The sequence below is a fragment of the Streptomyces sp. NPDC001536 genome (assembly GCF_042894505.1).
Classification (GTDB): domain Bacteria; phylum Actinomycetota; class Actinomycetes; order Streptomycetales; family Streptomycetaceae; genus Streptomyces.
The window spans coordinates 123003-146527 of sequence record NZ_JBIAVQ010000005.1 but is presented as its reverse complement, the minus strand read 5'-3'; the positions used below and the strand labels follow the sequence as shown (position 1 = coordinate 146527).

Below are 23525 nucleotides of genomic sequence, written 5' to 3'. Positions count from 1 at the left end.
CCGAGAGGCGCGCATGACCTCTGTGCCCACGCCGATCCCCTCCCGCACGCAGTACGTGCAGGAAGAGATCAAACGCCGCATCCTCACCGGCCAGTTGACGCCGGGGCAGGCCCTGGTCGAGACCGAGCTCGCCGCGCAGTTCGGGGTGTCCAAGACCCCGGTGCGCGAGGCGCTCAAGACCCTGGCCGGCACCGGGCTCGTCGTGATGAACCAGTACAAGGGCGTCACGGTGCGCATGGTGGACGCGGACATGGCGCGCGAGGTCTACGACGTCCGGCTGCTCCTCGAACCCGAGGCACTCAAGCGGGCGGTGAGGCGCGGAGCCTCCCTCGCCGAGGCCCGCGACGCGCTGACCCGCGCCGACCAGGCCACCGACACCGCCGAACGCTCCCTCGCCAACCGGGAGTTCCACCGCGCCCTGTATCTGCCGTGCGGCAACCCGCTGCTCGGCCGGATGCTCGACGAGGTCCGTGACCAGGCGGCCCTCGTCTCCGCCGTCGCCTGGGCGGCCTCGCCCTCCTGGGAGCGGGAGGCCGGTGAGCACCGCGAGATCCTGCGGCTCGCCCTCGACGGTGACGCCGACGGCGCGGCCCGCGCGCTCCACGCGCACATCGCCTCGTTCGTGCAGCGGGCCTACCCGGGGGTCCTCGAAGAGCTCCAGGAAGAGGAAGGTCAGGAATGAGCAGCGTGACGTTCGAGACCCAGCGGGCCGCCCTGGCCGACGTGGTGGCGATCCCGGTGACCCCGTTCGCCGAGGACGGCTCCATCGACCAGGACGCCCACCGGGCCCTGCTGCGTCGGCTGCTCGACGGAGGGGTCAGCACCCTCACGCCCAACGGGAACACCGGCGAGTTCTACGCCCTGACTCCCCAAGAGCGCCGGCTCGTCACGGAGTTGACCATCGACGAGGCCGGCGACCGGGCCGTGATCCTCGTCGGCGTCGGCCACGACGTGCCCACCGCCGTCGCCTCCGCCCGGCACGCCCGTGAGCTGGGCGCGGCGATGGTGATGGTCCACCAGCCCGTCCACCCGTACGTCTCCCAGGGCGGCTGGGTCGACTACCACCGCGCCATCGCCGAGGCCGTGCCCGAGCTGGGCGTCGTCCCGTACATCCGCAACGCACAGCTCGGCGGCGCCCGCCTCGCCGAACTCGCCGACGGCTGCCCGAACGTCATCGGGGTGAAGTACGCCGTGCCGGACGCGGCGAGATTCGCCGCCTTCGCCCGGGACGCGGGCCTGGAACGCTTCGTGTGGGTCGCCGGCCTGGCCGAGCCCTACGCCCCCTCGTACTTCTCCGCGGGCGCCACCGGCTTCACCTCCGGGCTGGTGAACGTCGCCCCGGCCGTTTCGCTGAACATGATCGAAGCGCTTCGATCCGGCGACTACCCGGCCGCCATGAAGGTCTGGGAGCAGATCCGCCGCTTCGAGGAACTCCGCGCCGCCAACGGCTCCGCCAACAACGTCACCGTCGTCAAGGAGGCCCTCGCCTCCCTCGGCCTGTGCCGCCGCGAGGTCCGTCCGCCGAGCCGGCCGCTGCCCGAGGACGAGCGGGCCGAGGTCGCCGGGATAGCCGCCGGGTGGTCGATATGACCGGCAGAGAGCGAAAGCGCCCCGAGGAGCTGCGGAGCCATCAGTGGTACGGCACCGAGGGCCAGTTGCGCACCTGGTCGCACAACGCCCGGATGCGCCAGCTGGGTTACGAGGCGGAGGAGTACCGGGGCCGCCCGGTGATCGCCGTCCTCAACACCTGGTCGGACATCAACCCCTGCCATGTCCATCTGCGTGAGCGCGCCGAGGCGGTCAAGCGGGGCGTGTGGCAGGCCGGCGGCTTCCCGCTCGAATTCCCCGTAGCCACGCTCTCGGAGACGTACCAGAAGCCGACCCCGATGCTCTACCGCAACCTCCTCGCGATGGAGACGGAGGAGCTGCTGCGCTCGTACCCGATCGACGCGGCGGTGCTGCTGGGCGGCTGCGACAAGTCGACGCCGGCGCTGCTCATGGGCGCCGCCTCCGCCGACGTACCGTCGATCTTCGTGCCCGCGGGGCCGATGCTGCCGGGGCACTGGCGCGGGGAGACCCTCGGGTCCGGCACCGACATGTGGAAGTACTGGGACGAGCACCGCGCGGGCAATCTGACGGACTGTGAACTGCGCGAACTCCAGGGCGGGTTGGCGCGTTCACCCGGCCACTGCATGACCATGGGGACCGCCTCCACGATGACCGCCGCGGCGGAGGTCCTCGGCATGACGCTGCCGGGCGCCTCCTCGATCCCGGCCGTCGAGTCCGGGCACGAGCGGATGGCCGCCGCCTCCGGGCGGCGTGCCGTGGAGCTCGCCTGGACCGCCCTCAAGCCGTCGGAGATCCTCACCAGGGAGGCCTTCGAGGACGCCGTCACCACGGTCCTCGGACTCGGCGGCTCCACCAACGCCGTGATCCACCTCATCGCGATGGCCGGCCGGTCCGGGATCAGGCTCGCCCTCGACGACTTCGACCGCATCGCCCGTACCGTCCCGGTGCTGGCGAACGTACGGCCCGGCGGACAGACGTACCTCATGGAGGACTTCCACTTCGCCGGTGGCCTGCCCGCCTTCCTCACCCGGATCACCGACCTCCTCCACCTGGACCGGCCGACCGTCAACGGCACCCTGGGGGAGCAGCTCGACGGTGCCGTCGTGCACGACGACGACGTCATCCGCACCCGCGAGAACCCGGTCGCCGCCGAGGGCGGGGTCGCCGTCCTGCGCGGCAACCTCTGCCCGGACGGCGCGGTCATCAAGCACATCTCCGCCGAGCCGCACCTGCTCAAGCACACCGGTCCCGCGGTCGTCTTCGACGACTACAAGACCATGCAGCGGACCATCAACGACCCGTCGCTCAACATCACCGCCGACAGCGTGGTGGTGCTGCGCAACGCCGGGCCCAAGGGCGGCCCGGGCATGCCCGAGTACGGCATGCTGCCCATCCCCGACCACCTGCTCAAGCAGGGCGTGCGGGACATGGTCCGGATCTCCGACGCCCGGATGAGCGGCACGAGTTACGGCGCGTGTGTGCTGCACGTCGCGCCCGAGTCGTACATCGGCGGACCGCTCGCCCTCGTCCGCAGCGGTGACCAGATCACCCTGGACGTCGAGGCGCGCTCCCTCCATCTCCATGTGGACGACGAGGAGTTGGAGCGCCGCAGGGCCAAGTGGACACCGCCGCCGGTCCGCTACGAGCGAGGCTACGGCGCGCTCTACAACGAGCAGATCACCCAGGCCGACACCGGCTGCGACTTCGAGTTCCTGGCCCGCCAGGGCAAGGTCGCCGACCCGTACGCCGGCTGAACCCCAGCACCACAGCGCATCCGCACGTCCAGAGAGAAAGCGCTTCCCGCAAGACGTACCAAGCCGTACCGAGATCGGAGAACAGTCATGGCCCAAGCCGCAGCCGTGGCGAAACCGCCCGCGCCACCCCGGCGGCGCCGTGCCTCCGCCACCCCGCGCAGGCTCCCCTACCTGCTGATCGCACCGGCCGCCCTGCTCATGCTGGGCTTCATCGCCTACCCGGTCATCAGCGTCTTCTACTACAGCCTGCAGAACTACAACCCCACCAAGCCCTGGCGGAACGGATACGCGGGCTTCGACAACTTCGTCCACGCCTTCACCGAGGACCCGGTCTTCTGGGACACGCTGACCTTCAGCGCCAAGTGGGTCTTCGTCGAGGTGGGCCTCCAGCTGCTCTTCGGTCTCGCGCTGGCCCTCATCGTCAACCAGAGCTTCGTGGGCCGGGCCATGGGACGCGCCATGGTCTTCTCCCCATGGGCCGTCTCCGGCGTACTGACCTCCGCGATCTGGGTCCTGCTCTACAACTCCCAGACCGGCATCACCCGTTACCTCGCGGACATGGGCATCGGCTCCTACGGCACCAGCTGGCTGTCGGACACCTCCACCGTGTTCCCGGCGGCGATCGTCGCCGACCTGTGGCGCGGAGTCCCCTTCTTCGCGATCCTCATCCTCGCCGACCTCCAGTCCGTCTCGAAGGACCTCTACGAAGCCGCAGAGGTCGACGGGGCCAGCCGGATCAAGCAGTTCTGGCACATCACGCTGCCGCACCTGAAGGACGCGATCATCCTGTCCACGCTGCTGCGCGCGGTCTGGGAGTTCAACAACGTCGACCTGCTCTACACCCTCACCGGCGGCGGACCCGCGGGCGAGACGACGACACTCCCGCTCTACATCGCCAACACCAGCGTCGACGCCCACAACTTCGGCTACGCATCGGCCCTGACCACGGTGGCGTTCGTGATTCTGCTCTTCTGCTCGATGGTCTATCTGCGCCTGAGCAAGTTCGGAGGCGACGACAAGTGATCACCAAGGAAGCCACCCCGGTCGCCCCGGCCCCGCAGGCCGAGGACCCCGCACCGCCGCGCCCGAAGAAGCGCCAGCGGGCCTGGGACGAGGTCCCCCGCTGGCACATCTATCTGCCCCTGGGGATCTACCTCCTCTTCACCCTGATCCCGTTCTACTGGATCCTGCTCTTCGCGCTCCGCCCGTCCGGCTCGACCTCGCTCGTCCCGTGGCCGATGACCTTCGACCACTTCGAGAAGGTGTGGACGGAAAGGCAGTTCGGCACCTACTTCGAGAACAGCGTCCTCGTCGGCGTCGCCACCCTGGTGATGACCACCCTCGTGGCGCTGGCCGGCGGCTACGCCCTCGCCCGGTTCAACTTCAAGGTCAAGCGGGCCTTCATGCTCGCCCTGCTGTGCTCCCAGTTCGTGCCGGGCGCGCTGCTCCTGGTGCCGCTGTTCGAGATCTTCGCCGAGCTCCAGATGATCAACTCGCTGGGCAGCGTCATCCTCGCCGAGACGGTCTTCCAGCTGCCGCTGTCGATCATCCTGATCAGCAACTTCATCAAGAACGTGCCGTACTCCCTGGAGGAGGCGGCCTGGGTCGACGGCTGCAACCGCTTCACCGCGTTCCGGATCGTCGTCCTGCCGCTGCTGCGGCCCGGTCTGATCGCGGTGGGTTCCTTCGCCTTCGTCCACTCCTGGAACCACTTCCTCTTCGCCCTGATGTTCCTCAACAACCAGGACAAGCAGACGATCCCGGTCGGCCTCAACACCCTGATGGGCGCGGACAGCGTCGACCTCGGCGCGCTCGCGGCAGGCGGCATCATCGCGGCCGTACCGGTCGTGATCGTCTTCGCCTTCATCCAGAAGTGGCTGATCACCGGCTTCAGCGCGGGGGCGGTGAAGGGCTGATGGGAGTCCGTCATATAGCCGCGGCTACCGGCGTGTTGGGGCTGCTCTGCGTCCCCGCCCACGCCGAGGCCCGCGACATCAGCCGCGACACGCTCCCCGCGAACGACGGCTGGGCTTCCGAGGGCGCGGGCACGACCGGCGGTTCCGCCGCCGACGACGCCCACGTCTTCACGGTCACCGACCGCGCCGAGCTCGCCGCGGCCCTCGACGGCGGCAGCGCCACCCCGAAGATCATCAGGGTCGCGGGGACGATCGACGCCAACACCGACGACGACGGCGACCACCTGGACTGCGCCGACTACGCCACCGGCGGCTACAGCCTGAGGAAGTACCTCGCCGCCTACGACCCCCGCACCTGGGGTTCCGCCAAACCCAGCGGCGTGCAGGAGGAGGCCCGCCAGGCATCGGCGGCCAGGCAGGCCGAGCGCGTCACGCTCACCGTCGGCTCCAACACCACGATCGTCGGCCTCGAGGGAGCCGTCCTCAAGGGCGCCAACCTCCAGGTCAGGAACGCCTCCAACGTCATCATCCGCAACCTCGACCTGCGCGACGCCTACGACTGCTTCCCCGTGTGGCAGCCCAACACCGGCGGCCTCGGCGACTGGAAGACGGCGTACGACACCATCTGGCTGACCGGCTCCCACCATGTCTGGGTCGACCACGTCACCCTCAGCGACAAGGGCCACCCGGACGAGAAGGAACCCACCCTCTTCGGCCGCAACTACCTGCGCCACGACGGCCTGCTGGACATCACCAACGGCTCCGACCTGGTCACCGTCTCCTGGAGCCGGTTCGTGGGCCACGACAAGGCGATGCTGATCGGCAGCGGCGACGGCGCCACCGGCGACCGCGGCAAGCTCCGGGTCACCCTGCACCACAACGAGTTCGAGTCCGTCGTCCAGCGCGCCCCCCGGGTCCGCTTCGGCCAGGTGCACGTCTACAACAACCGGTACGTGGTCCCCCAGGACGCGCACGGCTACCGCTACTCCCTCGGCGTCTCCACCGAATCCGGCGTCTACGCCCAGAACAACGCCTTCACCACCCCCGGCCACGTAGAGGTCGCCGACCTGGTCAAGAGCTGGAACGGCACCGCCCTGCACGACGAGGGCACCCTCTTCAACGGCTTCCCGGTCGACCTGCTCCCCATCCACAACGCCTACAACTCGGGCAGCGAGCGCGACCTCACGGCGGACGTCGGCTGGACGCCTACCCTGCACACAAAGATCGACAGCGCCGAAGCGGCCGACCGAGAGGTGGCACGCGGCGCGGGCGCAGGGAGGATCCCATGAGCACCGTAGACATCGTCCTGGCGGGAGCGCGCGGCCACGGCCGCTGGCACCTGGAGAACATCCGCCGGCTCCAGGACAAGGGGATCGTGCGCCTCGCGGGCATCTGCGAGCTGACCCCGCTGACCGCGGGCGAGCTCCCCGAGGGCCTCGGCACGCCCGAGCAGTCCGCCGACTTCGGCGCCCTCCTGGACTCCACGGGCGCCCGGATCGCGGTGATCTGCACGCCGATCCCGACCCACACGGACCTGGCGCTCGTGGCAGCACAGAAGGGTGTCCACATCCTGCTGGAGAAGCCGCCCGCCCCCTCGTACGCCGAGTTCCGGCGTATGGCCGACGGCGTCGCCGCGGCCGGTGTCGTCTGCCAGATCGGCTTCCAGTCGCTGGGCTCGCACGCCGTGCCCGCGATCCGGCAGCTGATCGCGGAGGGTGCGATCGGCGAGCTGGTCGGCGTCGGCGGCGCCGGTGCCTGGGCACGCCCGGAGGCCTACTACACGCGGGCTCCCTGGGCGGGCAAGCGGCGGCTGAACGGCGTCGACGTGATCGACGGCGCGCTCACCAACCCGCTCGCGCACGCGGTCGCCACCGGCCTCGCCCTCAACGGCTCCACGCGTGCCGAGGACGTCACCGGCATCGAGACCGAGCTGCTGCGCGCCAACGACATCGAGTCCGACGACACCTCCTGCGTCCGCGTCACCACGGCGCAGGGCCGCCCGGTCACCGTCGCCGCGACCCTGTGCGCCGAGGACCCGGACGACCCGTACGTCCTGGTGCACGGCACGCGCGGCCGGATCACCTTCTGGTACAAGCAGGACCGCGTCCTGCTCCAGCGCGCGGACCACGGCCCGGAGGAGTACGACCACGGCCGCACCGACCTGCTGGAGAACCTGGTCGACCACCTGACCGACGGCACCGGCCTGCTGGTCCCGCCGGACGCCACCGGCGCCTTCATGAAGGTCGTCGAGGCGATCCGCACCGCCCCCGACCCGGCCCCGCTGCCCGAGAGCGCCTGGCACCTGATCCCCGGCGAGGACCGCAGGGTCGTCCCCGGCATCGACGGCCTCGTCGCGGCCTCCGCGGACACCCTCGCCCTCTACTCCGAGCTCGGCACGCCCTGGGCCGTGGACGCCCCACCGAAAGAGGTGAGCACATGATGACGACCACCGACTCCCCGGTCCTGCGCGTCGCGGGCCGCCCGGTCGGCCGTTACGTCACCCGGCCCGAGCTGCCCGCGCGGCTCTCCCCGCGCCCCTATCTGCACCCCGTCACCACCCTGGCCGGCACGGCAGTCACCGAACTGAGCCCCGCCGACCACCTCCATCACCTCGGCGTCGGTGTAGCCGTTCCCGACGTCGAGGGGTTCAACTTCTGGGGCGGGCGCACCTACGTGCGCGACCAGGGCCCGACCGAGCTCGACAACCACGGCGCCCAGCGCCACAGCTCCTTCCAGCTCCGCGACCCGGACGGCTTCGTGGAGGAGCTGCGCTGGATCGCCGCGGGAGCGGAGCTGCTGCGCGAGCGGCGTACGGTCGCGGCCACCGAACTCACCGACTCGGCCTGGGCGTTGGACTTCACGTTCTCGCTCACCAACGTCACATCCGACCCGCTGTCCATCGGCAGCCCGGCCACCAACGGCCGCCCGGGAGCCGCGTACGGCGGCTTCTTCTGGCGGGCCCGCAAGGAGGACCGGGCACCGGACGTATTCACCAGCGCAGGCGAGGGCGAGGAGGCGGTCCACGCCCGTCGCGCCGACTGGCTCGCCCTCGTCGGCTCCACCTGGACACTGGTCTTCGCCGGGGCCACCGAGCAGACCCGCCGGGACCCGTGGTTCGTGCGCACCGGCGAATACCCGGGCGTGGGCTCGTCGTTGGCGCACGCCGAGCGCGTACCGATCACCTCGGGCGACACCCTCGTCCGCCGTGTCGTCACGGTCGTCGCCGACGGCCGCCTCGACCGCGACGGGGCCGCCGCCCTGATCCGCAAGGCGGTGAGCCTGTGACCGCCTCCGGGACCTATACGAACCCGATCCTGAACGCCGACTGGTCCGACCCGGACGTCCTGCGCGTCGGCGACGACTTCTACCTCACCGCCTCCAGCTTCGGCCGCGCCCCCGGCCTGCCGCTGCTGCACTCCCGCGACCTCGTCAACTGGACCCTGGTCGGTTACGCGCTCCAACGCCTGGAACCGGCGGCCGAGTTCAAGGCACCGCGCCACGACTGCGGCGTCTGGGCCCCGTCGCTGCGCCACCACGACGACCGTTTCTGGATCTTCTGGGGCGACCCGGACCAGGGCATCTTCCAGATCAACGCCCCCGAGATCAGGGGCCCTTGGACCCGCCCGCACCTCCTCAAGGCGGGCAAGGGCCTGATCGACGCCTGCCCCCTGTGGGACGAGGAGACCGGCGAGGCCTACCTGGTGCACGCCTGGGCCAAGTCCCGCTCCGGCGTCAAGAACCGCCTCACCGGCCACCGGATGCACCCCGACGGCACCGAACTCCTCGACGACGGCAAGCTGATCGTCGACGGCGACCGCATCCCGGGCTGGTTCACCCTGGAGGGTCCCAAGCTCTACAAGCACGACGGCTGGTTCTGGATCCTGGCGCCCGCCGGGGGAGTGGAGACCGGCTGGCAGGGCGCCTTCCGCTCGCGCGAGTTCTTCGGGCCGTACGAGGAGAAGGTCGTCCTGGAGCAGAAGGACACCGACGTCAACGGACCCCACCAGGGCGGGTGGGTGCGCACCCCGTCCGGCGAGGACTGGTTCCTGCACTTCCAGCAGAAGGGCGCCTACGGCAGGGTCGTCCACCTCCAGCCGATGCGCTGGGGCGACGACGGCTGGCCGGTGCTCGGGGACGACGGCGCCCCCGTCGTCGTACACAAGAAGCCCGCTCTGCCGCCGCAGTCGCCCGCCGCGCCCGCCACCGACGACGACTTCCCCGGCGGACGCTTCGGCCGCCAGTGGAGCTGGACCGCCAACCCGCGGGACGGCTGGGCCACCCACCACTCCGGCGACGGGCTCCGCCTGACCTGCGTCCGCTCGGCCGACACGCACGACCTGCGCAGACTGCCGAACGTGCTCACCCAGCGGCTGCCCGGCATGCCGTCCGCCGTCGAGGTGGAGCTGCGCCTCGACAGCGAGGAGCCGGGGGCACGCGCCGGGCTCGCCGTCCTCGGCGACGCCTTCAGCTGGATCGGACTCCAGCGGGAGCCGGACGGGACGGTCCGGCTCGTGCACCGGTTCGCCGAAGCGGTCGCCGAGCGGGAGCGCGACGCCGCCCACCCCGTGAGCGCCCCCGAGGGACGGGCGCGGCTGCGGATCGAGATCGGCGCCGGCGCGCGGTGTCGATTCTCGTACGACGTCGGCGAGGGCCCGCGCTCGTCCGGTCCCGTCTTCGTGGCCACGCCGTGGCGCTGGGTCGGCGCCCTGCTCGGCCTGGTCGCCCTCGCGCCCACCGGACAAGGTCACGCTGGCGCGGCAACCTTCACGCAGTTCAGGATCGACCAGCTGTAACACACCGCCCTTGTACGCCTGTTGGGAGCCGCAATGACGCACCTCCATAGCAAGCGCTTGTCGGGACTCGGTCCCGGCAGAGTTCTGGCCACCGTCGTGGGCCTGCTGGCCGCCCTCGTACTGGGGGCGAGCGGGGATGCCGACGCCTCCGCGGGACCCTCGCCGGTGGCCGCCCCCCGCTGGACCGACCAGCCGCACGGCTTCGCCTCCCTCGCCGGCGGCACCACCGGCGGGGCGGGCGGCAAGGTCGTCACCGTCACCGACCAGGCCTCGCTCGCCCGGTACGCGGCGGCCGAAGAGCCGTATGTCATCCGGGTGTCGGGGGCGATAGCCGTCGAACCGTTCGGCTCGGACATCGTCGTGGCCTCGAACAAGACGATCATCGGCGTCGGCGACACCGGCGAGATCGTCCACGGCGAACTTCACCTCAACCCCGGTACCAGCAACGTCATCATCCGCAACCTGACCATCCGGGACTCCTACGTCGAGGGCGACTGGGACGGCAAGACCACCGACTTCGACGCGATCCAGATGGACACCGTCGACCACGTCTGGATCGACCACAACCGCTTCACGCACATGGGCGACGGGCTGCTCGACATCCGCAAGGACAGCCGGTACATCACCGTCTCCTACAACCAGTTCAGCAACCACAACAAGGCGTTCGGGATCGGCTGGACCACCAACGTCCTCACCGAGATCACGGTCGACCACAACTGGTTCACGGGGACCAAGCAGCGCAATCCTTCCGCGGACAACTGCGCCTACGCGCACCTCTACAACAACTACCTCTCGGCGCAGGTGGCCGACGGGGACCCGACGTGGACGTACGGGAACTGGTCGCGCGGCAGGACCAGGATGGTCATCGAGAACAGCTACTACGACGGTGTCCAGCACCCCTACCAGGCCGATGCCACCGCCGAGTTGGTGCAGCGCGGGTCGATCCTGAGGAACACGACCGGGCGAACCGACGCCTGGGGGACGGCCTTTGACCCGCGGGAGTTCTACGCCTACCGGCTGGACCCGGCCGCCGCCGTCCCGGCTCTGGTGACGCGGTTCTCCGGGCCCCAGAAGCAGCTCGGCGGGGTGACCCTGCGCGTCCCGGCGGACTACGCGACCGTGCAGGCCGCCGTGGACGCCGTGCCGGCCGGCAACGCCTCCGCGGTGACCGTCGCTGTCGCGCCGGGGACGTACCGCGAGAAGGTCTTCATCCCCGCGACCAAGCCGAACATCGTGCTGCAGGGGACTGGACAAGATCGGTCCGACACCGTCATCGTCTACGACACGCCCGCCGCGTACGGCGGTTCGACCGGCAGCGCCACCGTGCGGATCGCCGCGAACGACGTCACGGCACGCAACCTCACCTTCAGCAACGACTTCGACGAGGCCGCGGTCGAACTGAACGGCGAGCAGGCGCTGGCGATGAAGACGACCGGTGACCGGATCGTCTTCGAGGACACCGCCTTCCTGGGCAACCAGGACACCCTGATGACCGACAGCCCCAAGCTGACCACCGTCAGCCGGGTCTATGTCCGCGACTCCTACATCGAGGGCGACGTCGACTTCGTCTACGGACGGGCGACGACGGTGATCGAGCGGTCGGTGATCCGGTTGCTCAGCCGGGGGTCCACGACCAACAACGGTTATCTGACGGCCGCTTCGACCTGGACCGGGAACCCGTACGGCTTCCTGATCACCCGGTCGAAGGTCGTCAGCGACGCACCGGAGCAGTCCTTCCACCTGGGACGTCCGTGGCACCCGGGCGGTGAACCGGAGGCCGTGGCCCAGGTGTTGATCCGGGACACCGAACTGCCCGCCGCGGTCAAGGCCGCCCCGTGGACCGACATGAGCGGTTTCTCGTGGCGCGACGCCCGGTTCACCGAGTACCGCAACCACGGGCCGGGTGCCGAAGTCACTGCGGACCGGCCGCAGATGAGCGACGCGGACGCCCGCGCCCACACCGTCGCGGACTACCTGCGAGGCGGCGACGGCTGGGCGCCGTACGCCCGCCACTGACCCCCACAACTTCCGATGTCAGTTGGATCCAGAAGAGAGAGCCGACCAATGAAGATCAGCATCCGCAGAAGCAGGCGAGCCGCCGTGGCGGTCGCCCTGGGCTCCGTCCTCGCGCTGACCGCCACCGCCTGCGGTGACGACGGCAGCAGCACGGGTGACAAGGGCAACGAGGGCAGCGGCACGGGCAAGATCGTCTTCTGGGACAACAACGGCGGTGTCCGCACCGACATCTGGAAGGAGATCATCGCCGACTTCGAGAAGGCGAACCCGAAGATCGACGTCGAGTACGTCGGTATCGCCTCCACCGACTACCAGTCCAAGGTCGACACCGCCATCCAGGCCAACAGCCTGCCGGACGTCGGCGGTGTCGGCGCGGCGATGCTCGCGGGCTTCTCCGCGCAGGGCGCGCTGGAGCCGCTGGACAACCGGCTCGCCAAGTCCTCGCTCAACGGCAAGCTCAACGAGGACATGATCGAGTCGCTGACCGCCGCCGGCGGCGGTGACGGCCGGCTGTACTCGATCCCGACCTCCGCGAACAACGGTGTGCTCTACTACCGCACCGACCTGTTCAAGAAGGCGGGCCTGGACGAGCCGACCACCTGGGACAAGTTCTACGAGGCGGCGGACAAGCTCACCGACGCCAAGAAGAACGAGTTCGGCTACACGATCCGCGGCGGCGCCGGGTCCATCGCGCAGGCACTGGACGCGATGTACGGGCAGTCCGGGATCACGTCGTTCTGGAACGGCGACAAGACCACGGTCAACGACCCGAAGAACGTGGAGGCGCTGGAGAAGTACGCGGCGCTCTTCAAGAAGGTCACGCCGGCCGCCGACCTCAACAACGACTTCACCAAGATGGTCGCCCAGTGGGATTCCGGCACGATCGGAATGCTGAACCACAACCTGGGGTCGTACCAGGACCATGTGAAGGCGCTCGGGGTCGAGAAGTTCCGGGGTATTCCGCAGCCGACCGGGGCCGACGGGAAGCGGGTCCAGGTCTCCAACCCCGTTGACGGCATCGGTCTGTTCAAGAGCTCCAAGAACAAGGACGCGGCCTGGAAGTTCATCGAGTTCGCGGTGTCGCAGGCGGAGAACTCGAAGTTCAACGAGTCCGCGGGGCAGGTGCCGGCGAACAACGACGCGGCGCAGGACGCGTGGATCTCCAAGGCCGAGCCGACCAAGCTGGCCGCCGCCGCGCTGACCGACGGTTCCACCACCATTGTGCAGCTGCCGTACTACCTGCCCGACTGGGGCACCATCTCGAAGGCCGACAACGAGCCGAACTTCCAGAAGGTGCTGCTCGGGAAGATGAGTGCGAAGGACTTCCTCGACACGCTGGCCGATCAGCTGAACGAGGCTCAGGCCGAGTGGAAGTCGCAGAACGGCTGAGAGCCCAGAGCTCGGGTGGTTTCTGTTGTGGGGGACTGCGGGTCCGTTGTGGCTGGTCGCGCAGTTCCCCGCGCCCCTAGGGGCGTTGACGAAAGGCACGTTGTGTCTATTACCCGCAGACAGGTCACCTCGGCGGCGCTCGCCGCCGTTCCGCTCGCCTTTGCGGCCCAAGGTGTCGCCCAGGCGTCTCCACGCAACCGCACTCTCTACATCGCCGGTGATTCCACCGCCGCCCAGAAATACGCCGACGCGGCCCCCGAGACCGGGTGGGGAATGGCGTTTCCCTTCTTTCTGCACAAGGATCGGCCCGCTGCCAATCACGCGGTGAACGGGCGGAGTTCGAAGAGTTTTGTCGACGAGGGTCGGCTCGATGTGATCCTCGGGGCCATTCGGCCCGGTGACTTCCTTCTCGTTCAGTTCGCGCACAATGACGAGAAGTCCGCCGACCCCGCCCGCTACACCGAGCCCTGGACGACGTACCAGGACTATCTGCGGCTGTACATCGACGGCGCCCGGGCCCGTGGTGCGCGGCCCGTGCTCGCGACCTCCGTGGAGCGCAGGAAGTTCGACGTGGACGGCAACGCCGTGCCGACCCACGGCGACTACCCGGCGTCGATGCGCGCGCTCGCCGAGGAGGAGCGGGTCGCGCTGCTCGACATCCAGGCGCTGTCCCTCGCGCTGTGGCAGAAGCTCGGGGTCGAGGAGACGAAGACGTACTTCAACTGGACGGCGACCGAGCAGGACAACACGCACTTCAACCCGCCCGGTGCGATCGCCGTGGCGCGGTTGGTGGCGCAGGAGCTGTTGCGTACGCGGGTGCTGCGTCCGCAGGACGTGCGGCGGATCGATCAGGAGATCCCCACGTCCTGGATCACCTGGCCCGAAGCCGCCGCGTAACCACCCCCCTGAACCGGAAGAGAGAGCCGCACAATGAGCACACAGAGATGGCATGGACATGGCATAGCGAAGATCGCCGCGCTGGCCGGCTGCACCGCGCTCGTCCTCGGCGTCACCGGCACCAGCGCCCAGGCCGGGCCCCGTGACCTCGGCCGCCAGGTCCTCGGCGCGAACGACGGCTGGGGTTCCGAGGGGGCGGGGACGACCGGCGGGTCCGCCGCCGACGCCGAGCACGTGTACACCGTCAGCACCTGGGCGGAGTTCAAGGCCGCACTGAAGGCCGGCGGCTCCGCACCCAAGATCATCAAGGTCGACGGGATGATCGACGCCGTCTCCGAGGGCTGCGAGGCCTTCGTCACCGGCGGCTACGACCTCCAGCAGTACCTCACGGACTACGACCCGGCCGTCTACGGCAACGACAAGGTCGCCATGGGCCCGCAGGAGGACGCGCGCGTCGCCTCCGCCGCCAGGCAGGACTCGGAGATCAAGGCCAACATCCCGAGCAACACCACCATCGTCGGCGTCGGCAAGAACTCCGGCATCCTCGGCGGCAGCCTCCAGATCAAGGGCGTCTCCAACGTCATCCTGCGCAACCTCACCATCGAGGCCCCGCTGGACTGCTTCCCCAAGTGGGACCCGACCGACGACAACAACACCGGCAACTGGAACTCCGAGTACGACGCCGTGGTCGTCTACGGCACCGACCATGTGTGGCTCGACCACAACACGTTCACCGACGGCCGCTACCCCGACAGCGAGCGGCCCGTCTACTTCGGCAAGGTCTTCCAGCAACACGACGGCCTGACCGACATCGTGCGCGGCGCCAACCACGTGACCGTGTCCTGGAACTCCTTCGAGAACCACGACAAGAACATGCTGATCGGCAACAGCGACGGCACCGCCACCACGGACTCCGGCAAGCTCAAGGTCACCATGCACCACAACCGCTTCGAGGGGATCCTCCAGCGCTCCCCGCGCGTGCGGTTCGGTCAGGTGGACGTCTACAACAACTACTACGTGGTGAACGAGGAACAGAAGGACGACTACTACATCTTCGGCGTCGGCATCTCCTCGCAGCTCCACGCCAGCGACAACGCCATCAAGCTGCCGGCCGGCGCGAGCGTCGGCAAGGTGCTGAAGAAGTGGAACGAGTCGCCGCTGACCGCCGAGAACAACTACGTCAACGGCAAGCGGACCGACCTCATCGCGGTGCACAACGCGGAGATCCCCGCCGAGACCCTCCAGTCCGGCGCCGGCTGGACCCCGACCCTGCGCACCAAGGTCGACCGGCCGCAGGCGGTCCCCGGCATCGTCAACCACGGCGCGGGCGCCGGTCGCATCTGCTGACACCCGCCCCTGACCGGCCGGGGCGGCCCGCACCGCACTCACCACCCGGAGTGCGCCCGCACAGCACGCACACCTTGAGTGCGCCCGCCCCGGCCCACACCCCCCACGGCGAGGAACCACCCACGCACATCCCCGAAGAGCCGCACAGCCAAGGAGCCTCCCCATGCCCTCGCCCCACCGCCGACTCCCCCTGTCCAGAAGGGGATTCCTGACGGCGAGCGCCGGCGCGGTCGCCGCGCTCGGTCTCGCGTCCGCGCCCGCCTCCGCCGGCGGCCGGCGCCCGTTTGGCCGGTTCGGTTCCCCGGCCGCCCGGCTGACCCCGACCACGCTCTACGTCGACACCCAGGGCCGCGGCGACTTCGCCACCGTCCAGGCCGCCGTCACCGCGGTCACCAGCAGCGGGTACACCCTGGTCCTCGCCCCCGGCGTCTACCGGGAGACGGTCGCCGTCGCGGCCACCGCCACCGAGCTGACCTGGATCGGTGCGAGCGAGGACCCGCGGGACGTCGTCATCGTCTACGACAACGCGGCCGGCACCCCGAAGCCCGACGGCTCCGGCACCTACGGCACCACCGGCTCGGCCACCACCCTGGTCCGCCCCGACGGCTTCACCGCCCGCTGGATCACCTTCGCCAACGACTGGCTGCGCGCCGACCACCCCGGCGTCTCCGGCACCCAGGCCGTCGCCATCAAGGTGCTGGGGGACCGCTCGGCCTTCCACCACTGCCGCTTCCTGGGCCACCAGGACACCCTGTACGCGGACTCCGCCGCGCTGTCCGTCTTCGCCCGCCAGTACTTCTCGCACTGCTACGTCGAGGGCGACGTCGACTTCGTCTTCGGCCGGGGCACCGCCGTGTTCGAGCAGTGCCACTTCCGCACCCTGACCCGCACCGACCTGGCCTCCGCCCCGTACGGCTTCGTCTTCGCGCCGTCCACGGCGGGCGCCAACCCGCTCGGCTACCTGGTCACGAGGAGCCACGTCAGCAGCGAGGCCCCCGACGCCTACTACAAGCTGGCCCGCCCCTGGGTGCCCAGCTCCGACACCACCGCCCGCCCCGCCCTCACCGTCCGGGACAGCAGGCTCGGCGCGGGCATCGACGCGGTGGCGCCCTACGCCAACATGTCGGACAGCTTCCCCTGGCAGAACCAGCGTTTCGCCGAGTACCGCAACACCGGACCGGGCGCTGTCATCGCCGTCCCCGAGAACCGTCCCCAACTCACCGACGACCAGGCCGAGTCGGCGACCCGTGCCGCCTACCTCGGCGACTGGCGGCCGTGGAAGCAGGGGTGCTGAGATGCGCAGACGCACCCTTCTCACCGCCGGTGCGGGCCTGTTCGCGGCAGGAGTCGCGACCCCGGCCCGCGCCGCCGGCACCCGCCGGGTCCTGCACGTCCGCCCCGGTGACTCCGTCCAGGCGGCCGTGGACGCGGTGGACGGTCCGGGCTGGACGATCGTCGTGCACCCGGGGACCTACCGCGAGGTCGTCAACGTGCCCGCCGACAAGGCGGAGTTGACCCTGCGCGGCGCCTCCTGCGACCCCCGTGACGCCGTGATCGTCTACGACAACGCCAACGGCACGCCCAAGCCAGACGGCTCGGGCACCTACGGCACCGCGGGCTCCGCCACCTTCACGTCGGCCGCCGCGGGGCTCACCGTCCGCGACCTGACCCTCGCCAACGACTGGCTGCGCGCCGACCACCCCGACTACACCGGCACCCAGGCGGTGGCCTCGTACACCTACGGCGACCGCACCCACTTCGACAACGTCCGGCTCCTCGCCCACCAGGACACCCTCTTCGTCGAGACGACCGCGCTCACCGCCTTCGACCGGCAGTACTTCCACCGCTGCTACATCGAGGGCGACGTCGACTTCGTCTTCGGCCGGGCCACCGCCGTCTTCGAGGAGTGCCACTTCCACACCCTCCAGCGGGACGTCACCTTCACCCCGAAGGGCATGGTCTTCGCCCCGTCCACCGCCCGCGCCAACCCCTACGGCATCCTCGCCCTGCGCTCCCGCATCACCTCGGGCGCGGAGGACTCGGCGTACAAGCTGGCCCGGCCGTGGGTCCCGTCGTACGAGACGACCGCCTGGCCCTCCCTCGTCGTGCGGGACACCCGGATCGGGCCCGGCATCGACCCCGTCGCGCCCTACACCAACATGCGCGAGGCCTACCCCTGGCAGACCATGCGGTTCCGGGAGTACCGCAACTGGGGCCCGGGCGCGGTGACCTCGGTGCCGGAGAACCGGCCCCAACTCACGCGTGAGCAGGCCGAGTCGCACACCAAGGCGACGTATCTCGGCGACTGGCGGCCCCGTGTCTGAGCGCTGCGTGTGCCTGTCCTCGGATGGGCCCACCGCGCCCAAGGTCGTCCCGGTCGCCGGCGCCGGGAGGGGACATGACTGAGGCGATGGGCCGCCGGACCTTCATGGCGGGGACAGGAGCGGCCGCCATGACCCTCGCGGGTGGCAGCGGGAGCGCGGAGGCGGCGGACCTGGTCGGCGGCAATCTCCCCGACTTCCACCAGGGGCTCAAGGACGAGCTCGGCTTTCCGCTCGCCTGGGGGACGTCCCCCGTCCGCGACTTCCGGAGCTGGCGGCGAGCCGCCAGGGCCAAGGTCGAGGAGCATCTCCTCGTCGACCACCAGCACGGGACGCCCTACGCGCCGGAGTTCACCGAAGGACCCCAAGGCGACGGATACACAAGGGAGTTGGTCACCCTCTCCCTCACCCGCTACGAGCCCGTGCGGGGCGTCCTCCTCACCCCGCACGGCCCCGGCCCCTTCCCCGCCGTGCTCCTCTTCCACGACCACGGGGCCACGTTCGACATCGGCAAGGAGAAACTGATCCGGCCCTGGTACGACGACACCCGGCTCGCCTCCGCGCAGGCGTGGGCGGACAAGTACTTCAGCGGCCGGTTCGTCGGCGACGAACTCGCCCGGCGCGGCTATGTCGTGCTGTGCCTGGACGCCCTCGGCTGGGGTGATCGCGGCCCGCTCGCCTACGCCGAACAGCAGGCGCTGGCCAGCAACTTCTACCACCTCGGCTCCTCGCTCGCCGGGCTCATGGCCCGGGAGGACGCCCGTGCCGCCGGCTTCCTGGCGGGCCTGGACAGGGTGGACGACAGAAGGGTCGCGGCCCTCGGCTTCTCCATGGGCGCCTACCGCGCCTGGCAGACCGCCGCGCTGACCGACTCCGTGAGCGCGGCCGCCTGCGTCTGCTGGATGACCGGCCTCAAGGAAATGATGGTGCCCGGCAACAACACACTGCGCGGGCAGTCGTCGTACTACATGCTCCACCCGGGGCTCTCCCGGTTCCTCGACTTCCCCGACGTGGCGAGCATCGCCGCCCCCAGGCCGATGCTCTTCTTCAGCGGGGCGCTGGACACCCTCTTCCCCGCCGACGGCGTACGGGTGGCCCACGACAAGCTGAGCGCCGTCTGGCGGTCACGCCACGCCGAGGAGCGGTTGCGTCTGAAGACCTGGCCCGACCTCGGCCATGTCTTCGTCGACCGCATGCAGGACGAGGTCTTCCACTGGCTCGACCGCGTCCTGTGACTCCCCATCCCCCCATCCGTACGAGAAAAGGACCGCACTCCATGTCTCGTCGTACCGCTCTGCTCGCCACGACGGCCCTCGCCCTCGGTTGCGCCGTGGCCGTCCTCCCCACCCAGGCCCAGGCCGCGACCGTGGTCGTCGACACCACGGCCGAGCTGACCAGCGCCATATCCAGCGCCACCGCCGGCACCGTCATCCAGGTCCGCGCCGGTACCTACTACCCGACGGCCACCCTCCAGTCCACCGCCAACGGCACCTCCTCCTCGCCGGTCCAGCTCACCGCGTACGGCTCGGAGACCGTCAAGATCGACGGCTCGAACCTGCCCGACGGCGACTGGATCTTCAAGCTGACCGCGGACTACTGGAACGTCTCCAACATCACCTTCCAGAACTCCCCGGACAGTGCGGTGGTCTGCCAGTCCTGCACCGGCACGGTCTGGAACAACATCAAGACCATCAACGGCGGTGACTCCGGCTTCACGCTCACCGGCGACGGGACCGTCAACAACACGGTCAGGAACATCGACTCCTACGGGCACTACGACGCCGCCAACCACGGCGAGAACGCCGACGGCATCGCCGTGAAGTACGGCTCCGGCACCGGCAACCTGATCACCGGCGCCCGCCTCTACAACAACTCGGACGACGGTCTGGACTTCTGGTCCTTCTCGTCCCCCGTCACCGTCGAGCACACCTGGGCCATGGGCAACGGCGTCAACCGCTGGTCCGACTCGGCCTTCGCGGGCGACGGCAACGGCTACAAGCTGGGCGGCGACGGCGAGGTCGTCGCGCACGTCGTCAACAACTCGGCGGCCTGGGGCAACGCCGGCAACGGGTTCACCGAGAACTCCAACAAGGGGGCGATCGTGATCAACCGGACCACCTCCTATGCCAACAGCAAGTGGGGCTACTACTTCGCCACCGGCGCCGCCAAGCTCGGCAAGAACCTCGCCGTGAGCAACGGCGGCGGCTCGGTCAACAAGGGCTCGTCGGTCATCTCGGCCGGCAACAACTGGGACTCCGGGATCGCCACCCCGTCCTTCATCTCCACGAACGCGTCGACGACCTACAACGCCCGCAGCTCCAGCGGCACCCTGCCGGCCACGACCTTCCTCACCACGGGCTCGACGACGATCGGCGCCACGATGAACTGACCCCTCGGGGCGCTTGACCCGTTTTTTGCCCGGCGGGTCTCGCGCTCACCAGGGTGACGCGCGTAGAACGTCTGTCATGCATAAGCCACTGCGTATCGCGGCGATCGCCGCGGCGTGTGCCGTCACCGGCGCCGCCCTCTACGGCGCCGGTGCGGCCACCGCCGGCCAGTCCACGGCCAACTCCACCCACGAGCCCTACAACATCGGGCTCCTGGTGAAGGACATCGACACCTACTACGGCACGACGCTCGACGCCAACGGCGTCTACCAGGCCTCCCCGAGCAGCCAGTACGCCAAGGACCTGGCGAGGCTCGACAAGGCCGCCAGGCAGCAGATCGACAAGGCCGCCCGCAAGGCGCTGAAGAAGGGCGACAAGCCCGCGGTCGTCTTCGACATCGACGACACGCTGCTGCTCAGCCTCGACTACGAGAAGAAGACCAACTACACGTTCAACGCCACCACTTGGGCGGACTACGTGAACAAGGCCGACCGCCCGGGCGTCTTCGGCAGCGCCGAGCTGGTCCGGTACGCCGAGTCCAAGGGTGTCGAGGTCTTCTACAACTCGGGTCTGTCCGAGGCGCAGCGCTCCGCGGCCGTCGAGAACCTGAAGAAGATCGGCGCCGATGTGAACCTCGACGCCGACCACGTGTTCCTCAAGGACAAGGCCAACCCGCCGTCCTACCTCAGCGCCTGCGCCACCCCGGGCACCTGGACCTGCACGACCGTGCAGTACAAGTCCGGCACCCGCAAGCACATCGAGCAGGACCTCGGCTACGACATCGTGGCCAACTTCGGCGACCAGTACTCGGACCTGGACGGCGGCTACGCCGACAGGACGTACAAGCTGCCGAACCCGACGTACTTCGTCAGCTAGTTCGTCCCGTAGTCCTTCCTCACCGGCTTGATCCCCTCCAGGGTCGGCACCACCGGCAGAATCGATCCGTCGGCCGCGAACCTCATACGGTCGACGGTCGTCTCCCGGTGCATGCCGTCCCCGCCCGCCGTGCCCGGCCCGTTCAGGGCGAACCGGTGGTAGACGATGTACCAGTCGTCGGTGCCGGGCGTGTTCACCACGGAGTGATGGCCGGTGGCGAGGATGCCGTACTCGGGACGCTTGGACAGGATCGTCCCCTGCTTGGTCCACGGGCCGAGCGGGGACGGCCCCGTCGCGTAGGCGACGTGGTAGTTCTCGCTGCGGGTGTCGTCCTCGGACCACATGAAGTAGTACGTGCCCTTCCGCTTGATCACGAAGGATCCCTCGCGGAAGTCGTCCGGGGTGATGTCCCGTACCTTCGCCGCGTCGAACGACACCATGTCGTCGTTCAGCGGCACGACGTATCCGTGGCCGTTGCCCCAGTAGAGATACGGCGTTCCGTCGTCGTCCGTGAAGACGGCGGGGTCGATCATCTGGCCGCTCCAGGCCCCGCCCTTCGCCACCAGCGGCTTGCCCAGCGCGTCCTTGAAGGGCCCGGCGGGGGAGTCCGCCACCGCGACACCGATCTGCTGCTCGGCACAGAAGTAGAAGTAGTACTTCCCGTCCCGCTCGGCGATCGCCGGCGCCCACGCGTACTTATCCGCCCAGGTGACGTCCGGACCCAGGTCCAGGATGACGCCGTGGTCCTTCCAGTGGACCAGGTCCTTCGAGGAGTACGCCTTGAACTGCGTCCCGCCCCAGCCCTGGAAGCCGTCGGTCGTGGGGTAGATCCAGTACTCGCCGTTCAGATAGTGCACGTCCGGGTCGGCGTTGAGGCCCGGCAGGACGGGACTCCCGGTCCGTACCGCCTCCACCGTCCAGGTGCGCCTGGTCCCGTCGGCGGCCCTCACGGTGTACGTCTGGGGCTTGCGGAAGTCGCGGCGGGTGCCGGACTCGGGGCTGACGGAGGCACCTTCACCGATCGCGAGCTTCGGGGCCAGCCGCGACAGGTCCGCGTCCGGCCGCATCGGAAGCACGACCTTCGAGGAGGCCTCCGTGACGATGGCGTACCCCTTCTGGTCCTTCGCCGTCGCGTCCACGACCGAGGTGGGACTGACCGGATACGCGGCCAGCAGCCGGTCGTACTCGGCCTGTGTCACCGGAAGTACCGTCCCGTGCCGGGGACTTGCGGGGAGCTGGTAGTTCGCCGACGGGGTCCACCGGCCCGAGTCGAGGTCGGTGGTCTCGAAGGGGACGTATCCGCGGCCGCCGTACTCGTCGATGAACAGGTACCACTTCTCCTCGGTGTTGGACTTGAACACCGTCGGCCCCTCGCCGCGCGACATCGCGCCGCTGCCGACGCAGTCGGCCACGAAGTCGTACGTGGTCGAGGTCAGGGAGGTCGACTTCTCCGCGGTGATGAACTTCGAGCAGGGGCTGGAGGAGCTGGGGTCCCGCTCGTCCTTGGTGTAGCGGTAGTACGTGTCCTTGTGCTTCACGACCGTCGAGTCGATGACCGAGTAGCCCGGGTCGTCCCAGACCTTCGGCTCGCTGAAGGCGCGGAAGTCCTTCGTGGTCGCGTACAGCATCTTGTTGTACGTCGATCCCGTGTGGTCGGGGTCGTCGTCGGCGTACAGCTTCGACGCCCAGAAGACGACGTACTCGCCGAGGGAGTCGTCCCAGTAGGCCTCCGGCGCCCAGGTGTTGCCGGCGGAGTCGGGGGAGACCCTCACCAGGCGCTGGTCGGTCCAGTGGACCAGGTCGGTGGACTCCCACACCATGATCGACTTGCTGCCGTGCCGCTGGACGTCGTCCCAACTGCCGCTGCTGTTCTGGTACATGCGCAGGTCAGTGGCGATCAGGAAGAACTTGTCACCCTGGGGGGAGCGGATCACGAACGGGTCGCGCAGCCCCTTCTCGCCGGTCGTCGAGGTCAGGACCGGCTTGCCGGCGTTCAGCTCACGCCAGTGCAAAGGGTCGTTGCCGCGGCTGAGGGCGTAGCGGATCTGCTCGCCGTCGGCGGTGCCCTCACCGGTGAAGTAGGTGAAGAGATATCCGGCGTACTGGGGCTTGTTCACGGGTGGAGCTCCGGGGTTCGCGGTACTGGGCGGGGCCGACAGGAGGCCGAGCAGAAGGGCGAGGAGGGGGATCAGGAGCGTGTGAGCGGTGCGGGGTCGCATGACACATCCTGTGGGAGTGTGGGGGTTTGTGTTCGATCGGA

The 23525-nt window shown here is 69.4% G+C and carries 19 protein-coding genes; 18 read left to right on the top strand and 1 reads right to left on the bottom strand.

Going from position 1 to position 23525, the window contains the following annotated elements; genetic code table 11:
- Positions 1–13: 13 nt before the first annotated feature.
- The 18 genes from ACFY0U_RS16120 (at position 14) to ACFY0U_RS16035 (ending at position 21265) form a co-directional block, all read left to right on the top strand.
- Positions 14–682, top strand: a complete 669-nt coding sequence (locus ACFY0U_RS16120; protein WP_388635625.1) for a GntR family transcriptional regulator — start codon at positions 14–16, stop codon at positions 680–682.
- Positions 679–1590 (top strand): dihydrodipicolinate synthase family protein, encoded by a 912-nt coding sequence (locus ACFY0U_RS16115; protein WP_388635623.1) that lies wholly within the window; start codon positions 679–681, stop codon positions 1588–1590. The genes ACFY0U_RS16120 and ACFY0U_RS16115 overlap by 4 nt, the downstream gene beginning before the upstream one ends.
- On the top strand, positions 1587–3323 hold the full coding sequence (gene araD, locus ACFY0U_RS16110; RefSeq protein ID WP_388635621.1) for an L-arabinonate dehydratase: 1737 nt from the start codon (positions 1587–1589) through the stop codon (positions 3321–3323). The genes ACFY0U_RS16115 and araD overlap by 4 nt, the downstream gene beginning before the upstream one ends.
- An 87-nt stretch (positions 3324–3410) precedes the next feature.
- Entirely contained in the window at positions 3411–4346 is a 936-nt protein-coding gene (locus ACFY0U_RS16105; protein WP_388635619.1) for a carbohydrate ABC transporter permease, read from the top strand.
- The gene (locus tag ACFY0U_RS16100; RefSeq protein WP_388635617.1) at positions 4343–5239 is read left to right on the top strand and encodes a carbohydrate ABC transporter permease; all 897 of its coding nucleotides are present in this window, start codon (positions 4343–4345) and stop codon (positions 5237–5239) included. The genes ACFY0U_RS16105 and ACFY0U_RS16100 overlap by 4 nt, the downstream gene beginning before the upstream one ends.
- Positions 5239–6528, top strand: coding sequence for a polysaccharide lyase family 1 protein (locus ACFY0U_RS16095; protein ID WP_388635615.1), 1290 nt, complete (start codon positions 5239–5241; stop codon positions 6526–6528). Before ACFY0U_RS16100 ends, ACFY0U_RS16095 begins: the two co-directional genes overlap by 1 nt.
- Positions 6525–7679 (top strand): Gfo/Idh/MocA family protein, encoded by a 1155-nt coding sequence (locus ACFY0U_RS16090; RefSeq protein WP_388635613.1) that lies wholly within the window; start codon positions 6525–6527, stop codon positions 7677–7679. Before ACFY0U_RS16095 ends, ACFY0U_RS16090 begins: the two co-directional genes overlap by 4 nt.
- Positions 7679–8524 (top strand): PmoA family protein, encoded by an 846-nt coding sequence (locus ACFY0U_RS16085; protein ID WP_388636253.1) that lies wholly within the window; start codon positions 7679–7681, stop codon positions 8522–8524. Before ACFY0U_RS16090 ends, ACFY0U_RS16085 begins: the two co-directional genes overlap by 1 nt.
- Positions 8521–10032, top strand: a complete 1512-nt coding sequence (locus ACFY0U_RS16080) for a family 43 glycosylhydrolase (protein WP_388635611.1) — start codon at positions 8521–8523, stop codon at positions 10030–10032. The genes ACFY0U_RS16085 and ACFY0U_RS16080 overlap by 4 nt, the downstream gene beginning before the upstream one ends.
- Positions 10033–10065: 33 nt before the next feature.
- Positions 10066–12048, top strand: coding sequence for a pectinesterase family protein (locus ACFY0U_RS16075; protein WP_388635609.1), 1983 nt, complete (start codon positions 10066–10068; stop codon positions 12046–12048).
- A gap of 48 nt (positions 12049–12096) precedes the next feature.
- On the top strand, positions 12097–13437 hold the full coding sequence (locus tag ACFY0U_RS16070; protein WP_388635607.1) for an ABC transporter substrate-binding protein: 1341 nt from the start codon (positions 12097–12099) through the stop codon (positions 13435–13437).
- 102 nt (positions 13438–13539) lie between these two features.
- A complete protein-coding gene (locus ACFY0U_RS16065) occupies positions 13540–14334 on the top strand; it encodes a rhamnogalacturonan acetylesterase (protein WP_388635605.1) in 795 nt (264 codons plus the stop codon).
- A gap of 33 nt (positions 14335–14367) precedes the next feature.
- The gene (locus ACFY0U_RS16060) at positions 14368–15681 is read left to right on the top strand and encodes a polysaccharide lyase family 1 protein (RefSeq protein WP_388635603.1); all 1314 of its coding nucleotides are present in this window, start codon (positions 14368–14370) and stop codon (positions 15679–15681) included.
- Positions 15682–15844: 163 nt separating this feature from the next.
- Entirely contained in the window at positions 15845–16975 is a 1131-nt protein-coding gene (locus ACFY0U_RS16055; RefSeq protein WP_388635601.1) for a pectinesterase family protein, read from the top strand.
- Position 16976: 1 nt separating this feature from the next.
- Entirely contained in the window at positions 16977–18005 is a 1029-nt protein-coding gene (locus ACFY0U_RS16050; RefSeq protein WP_388635599.1) for a pectinesterase family protein, read from the top strand.
- Positions 18006–18079: 74 nt separating this feature from the next.
- Positions 18080–19237 carry a dienelactone hydrolase family protein gene (locus ACFY0U_RS16045; RefSeq protein ID WP_388635597.1) on the top strand — a complete coding sequence of 386 codons (1158 nt, stop codon included), beginning with the start codon at positions 18080–18082 and terminating at the stop codon, positions 19235–19237.
- Between the two features lie 41 nt (positions 19238–19278).
- Positions 19279–20391, top strand: coding sequence for a pectate lyase (locus ACFY0U_RS16040; RefSeq protein ID WP_388635595.1), 1113 nt, complete (start codon positions 19279–19281; stop codon positions 20389–20391).
- Positions 20392–20467: 76 nt separating this feature from the next.
- Positions 20468–21265, top strand: a complete 798-nt coding sequence (locus ACFY0U_RS16035) for an HAD family acid phosphatase (RefSeq protein WP_388635593.1) — start codon at positions 20468–20470, stop codon at positions 21263–21265.
- On the opposite strand, the gene ACFY0U_RS16030 is transcribed toward ACFY0U_RS16035, so the two are convergent.
- The gene (locus ACFY0U_RS16030; RefSeq protein WP_388635591.1) at positions 21262–23484 is read right to left on the bottom strand and encodes a family 43 glycosylhydrolase; all 2223 of its coding nucleotides are present in this window, start codon (positions 23482–23484) and stop codon (positions 21262–21264) included. The two genes, ACFY0U_RS16035 and ACFY0U_RS16030, sit on opposite strands and share 4 nt — an antisense overlap.
- Positions 23485–23525: the final 41 nt, after the last annotated feature.

What these genes read in the sequence shown, in the direction of transcription:
- ACFY0U_RS16035 (WP_388635593.1), top strand. Translation starts at nt 20,468, where the DNA reads ATGCATAAGCCACTGCGTATCGCGGCGATCGCCGCGGCGTGTGCCGTC.
- ACFY0U_RS16085 (WP_388636253.1), top strand. Translation starts at nt 7,679, where the DNA reads ATGACGACCACCGACTCCCCGGTCCTGCGCGTCGCGGGCCGCCCGGTC.
- ACFY0U_RS16040 (WP_388635595.1), top strand. Translation starts at nt 19,279, where the DNA reads ATGTCTCGTCGTACCGCTCTGCTCGCCACGACGGCCCTCGCCCTCGGT.
- ACFY0U_RS16055 (WP_388635601.1), top strand. Translation starts at nt 15,845, where the DNA reads ATGCCCTCGCCCCACCGCCGACTCCCCCTGTCCAGAAGGGGATTCCTG.
- ACFY0U_RS16030 (WP_388635591.1), bottom strand. Translation starts at nt 23,484, where the DNA reads ATGCGACCCCGCACCGCTCACACGCTCCTGATCCCCCTCCTCGCCCTT.
- araD (WP_388635621.1), top strand. Translation starts at nt 1,587, where the DNA reads ATGACCGGCAGAGAGCGAAAGCGCCCCGAGGAGCTGCGGAGCCATCAG.
- ACFY0U_RS16095 (WP_388635615.1), top strand. Translation starts at nt 5,239, where the DNA reads ATGGGAGTCCGTCATATAGCCGCGGCTACCGGCGTGTTGGGGCTGCTC.
- ACFY0U_RS16115 (WP_388635623.1), top strand. Translation starts at nt 679, where the DNA reads ATGAGCAGCGTGACGTTCGAGACCCAGCGGGCCGCCCTGGCCGACGTG.
- ACFY0U_RS16075 (WP_388635609.1), top strand. Translation starts at nt 10,066, where the DNA reads ATGACGCACCTCCATAGCAAGCGCTTGTCGGGACTCGGTCCCGGCAGA.
- ACFY0U_RS16050 (WP_388635599.1), top strand. Translation starts at nt 16,977, where the DNA reads ATGCGCAGACGCACCCTTCTCACCGCCGGTGCGGGCCTGTTCGCGGCA.
- ACFY0U_RS16045 (WP_388635597.1), top strand. Translation starts at nt 18,080, where the DNA reads ATGACTGAGGCGATGGGCCGCCGGACCTTCATGGCGGGGACAGGAGCG.
- ACFY0U_RS16070 (WP_388635607.1), top strand. Translation starts at nt 12,097, where the DNA reads ATGAAGATCAGCATCCGCAGAAGCAGGCGAGCCGCCGTGGCGGTCGCC.
- ACFY0U_RS16105 (WP_388635619.1), top strand. Translation starts at nt 3,411, where the DNA reads ATGGCCCAAGCCGCAGCCGTGGCGAAACCGCCCGCGCCACCCCGGCGG.
- ACFY0U_RS16120 (WP_388635625.1), top strand. Translation starts at nt 14, where the DNA reads ATGACCTCTGTGCCCACGCCGATCCCCTCCCGCACGCAGTACGTGCAG.
- ACFY0U_RS16090 (WP_388635613.1), top strand. Translation starts at nt 6,525, where the DNA reads ATGAGCACCGTAGACATCGTCCTGGCGGGAGCGCGCGGCCACGGCCGC.
- ACFY0U_RS16060 (WP_388635603.1), top strand. Translation starts at nt 14,368, where the DNA reads ATGAGCACACAGAGATGGCATGGACATGGCATAGCGAAGATCGCCGCG.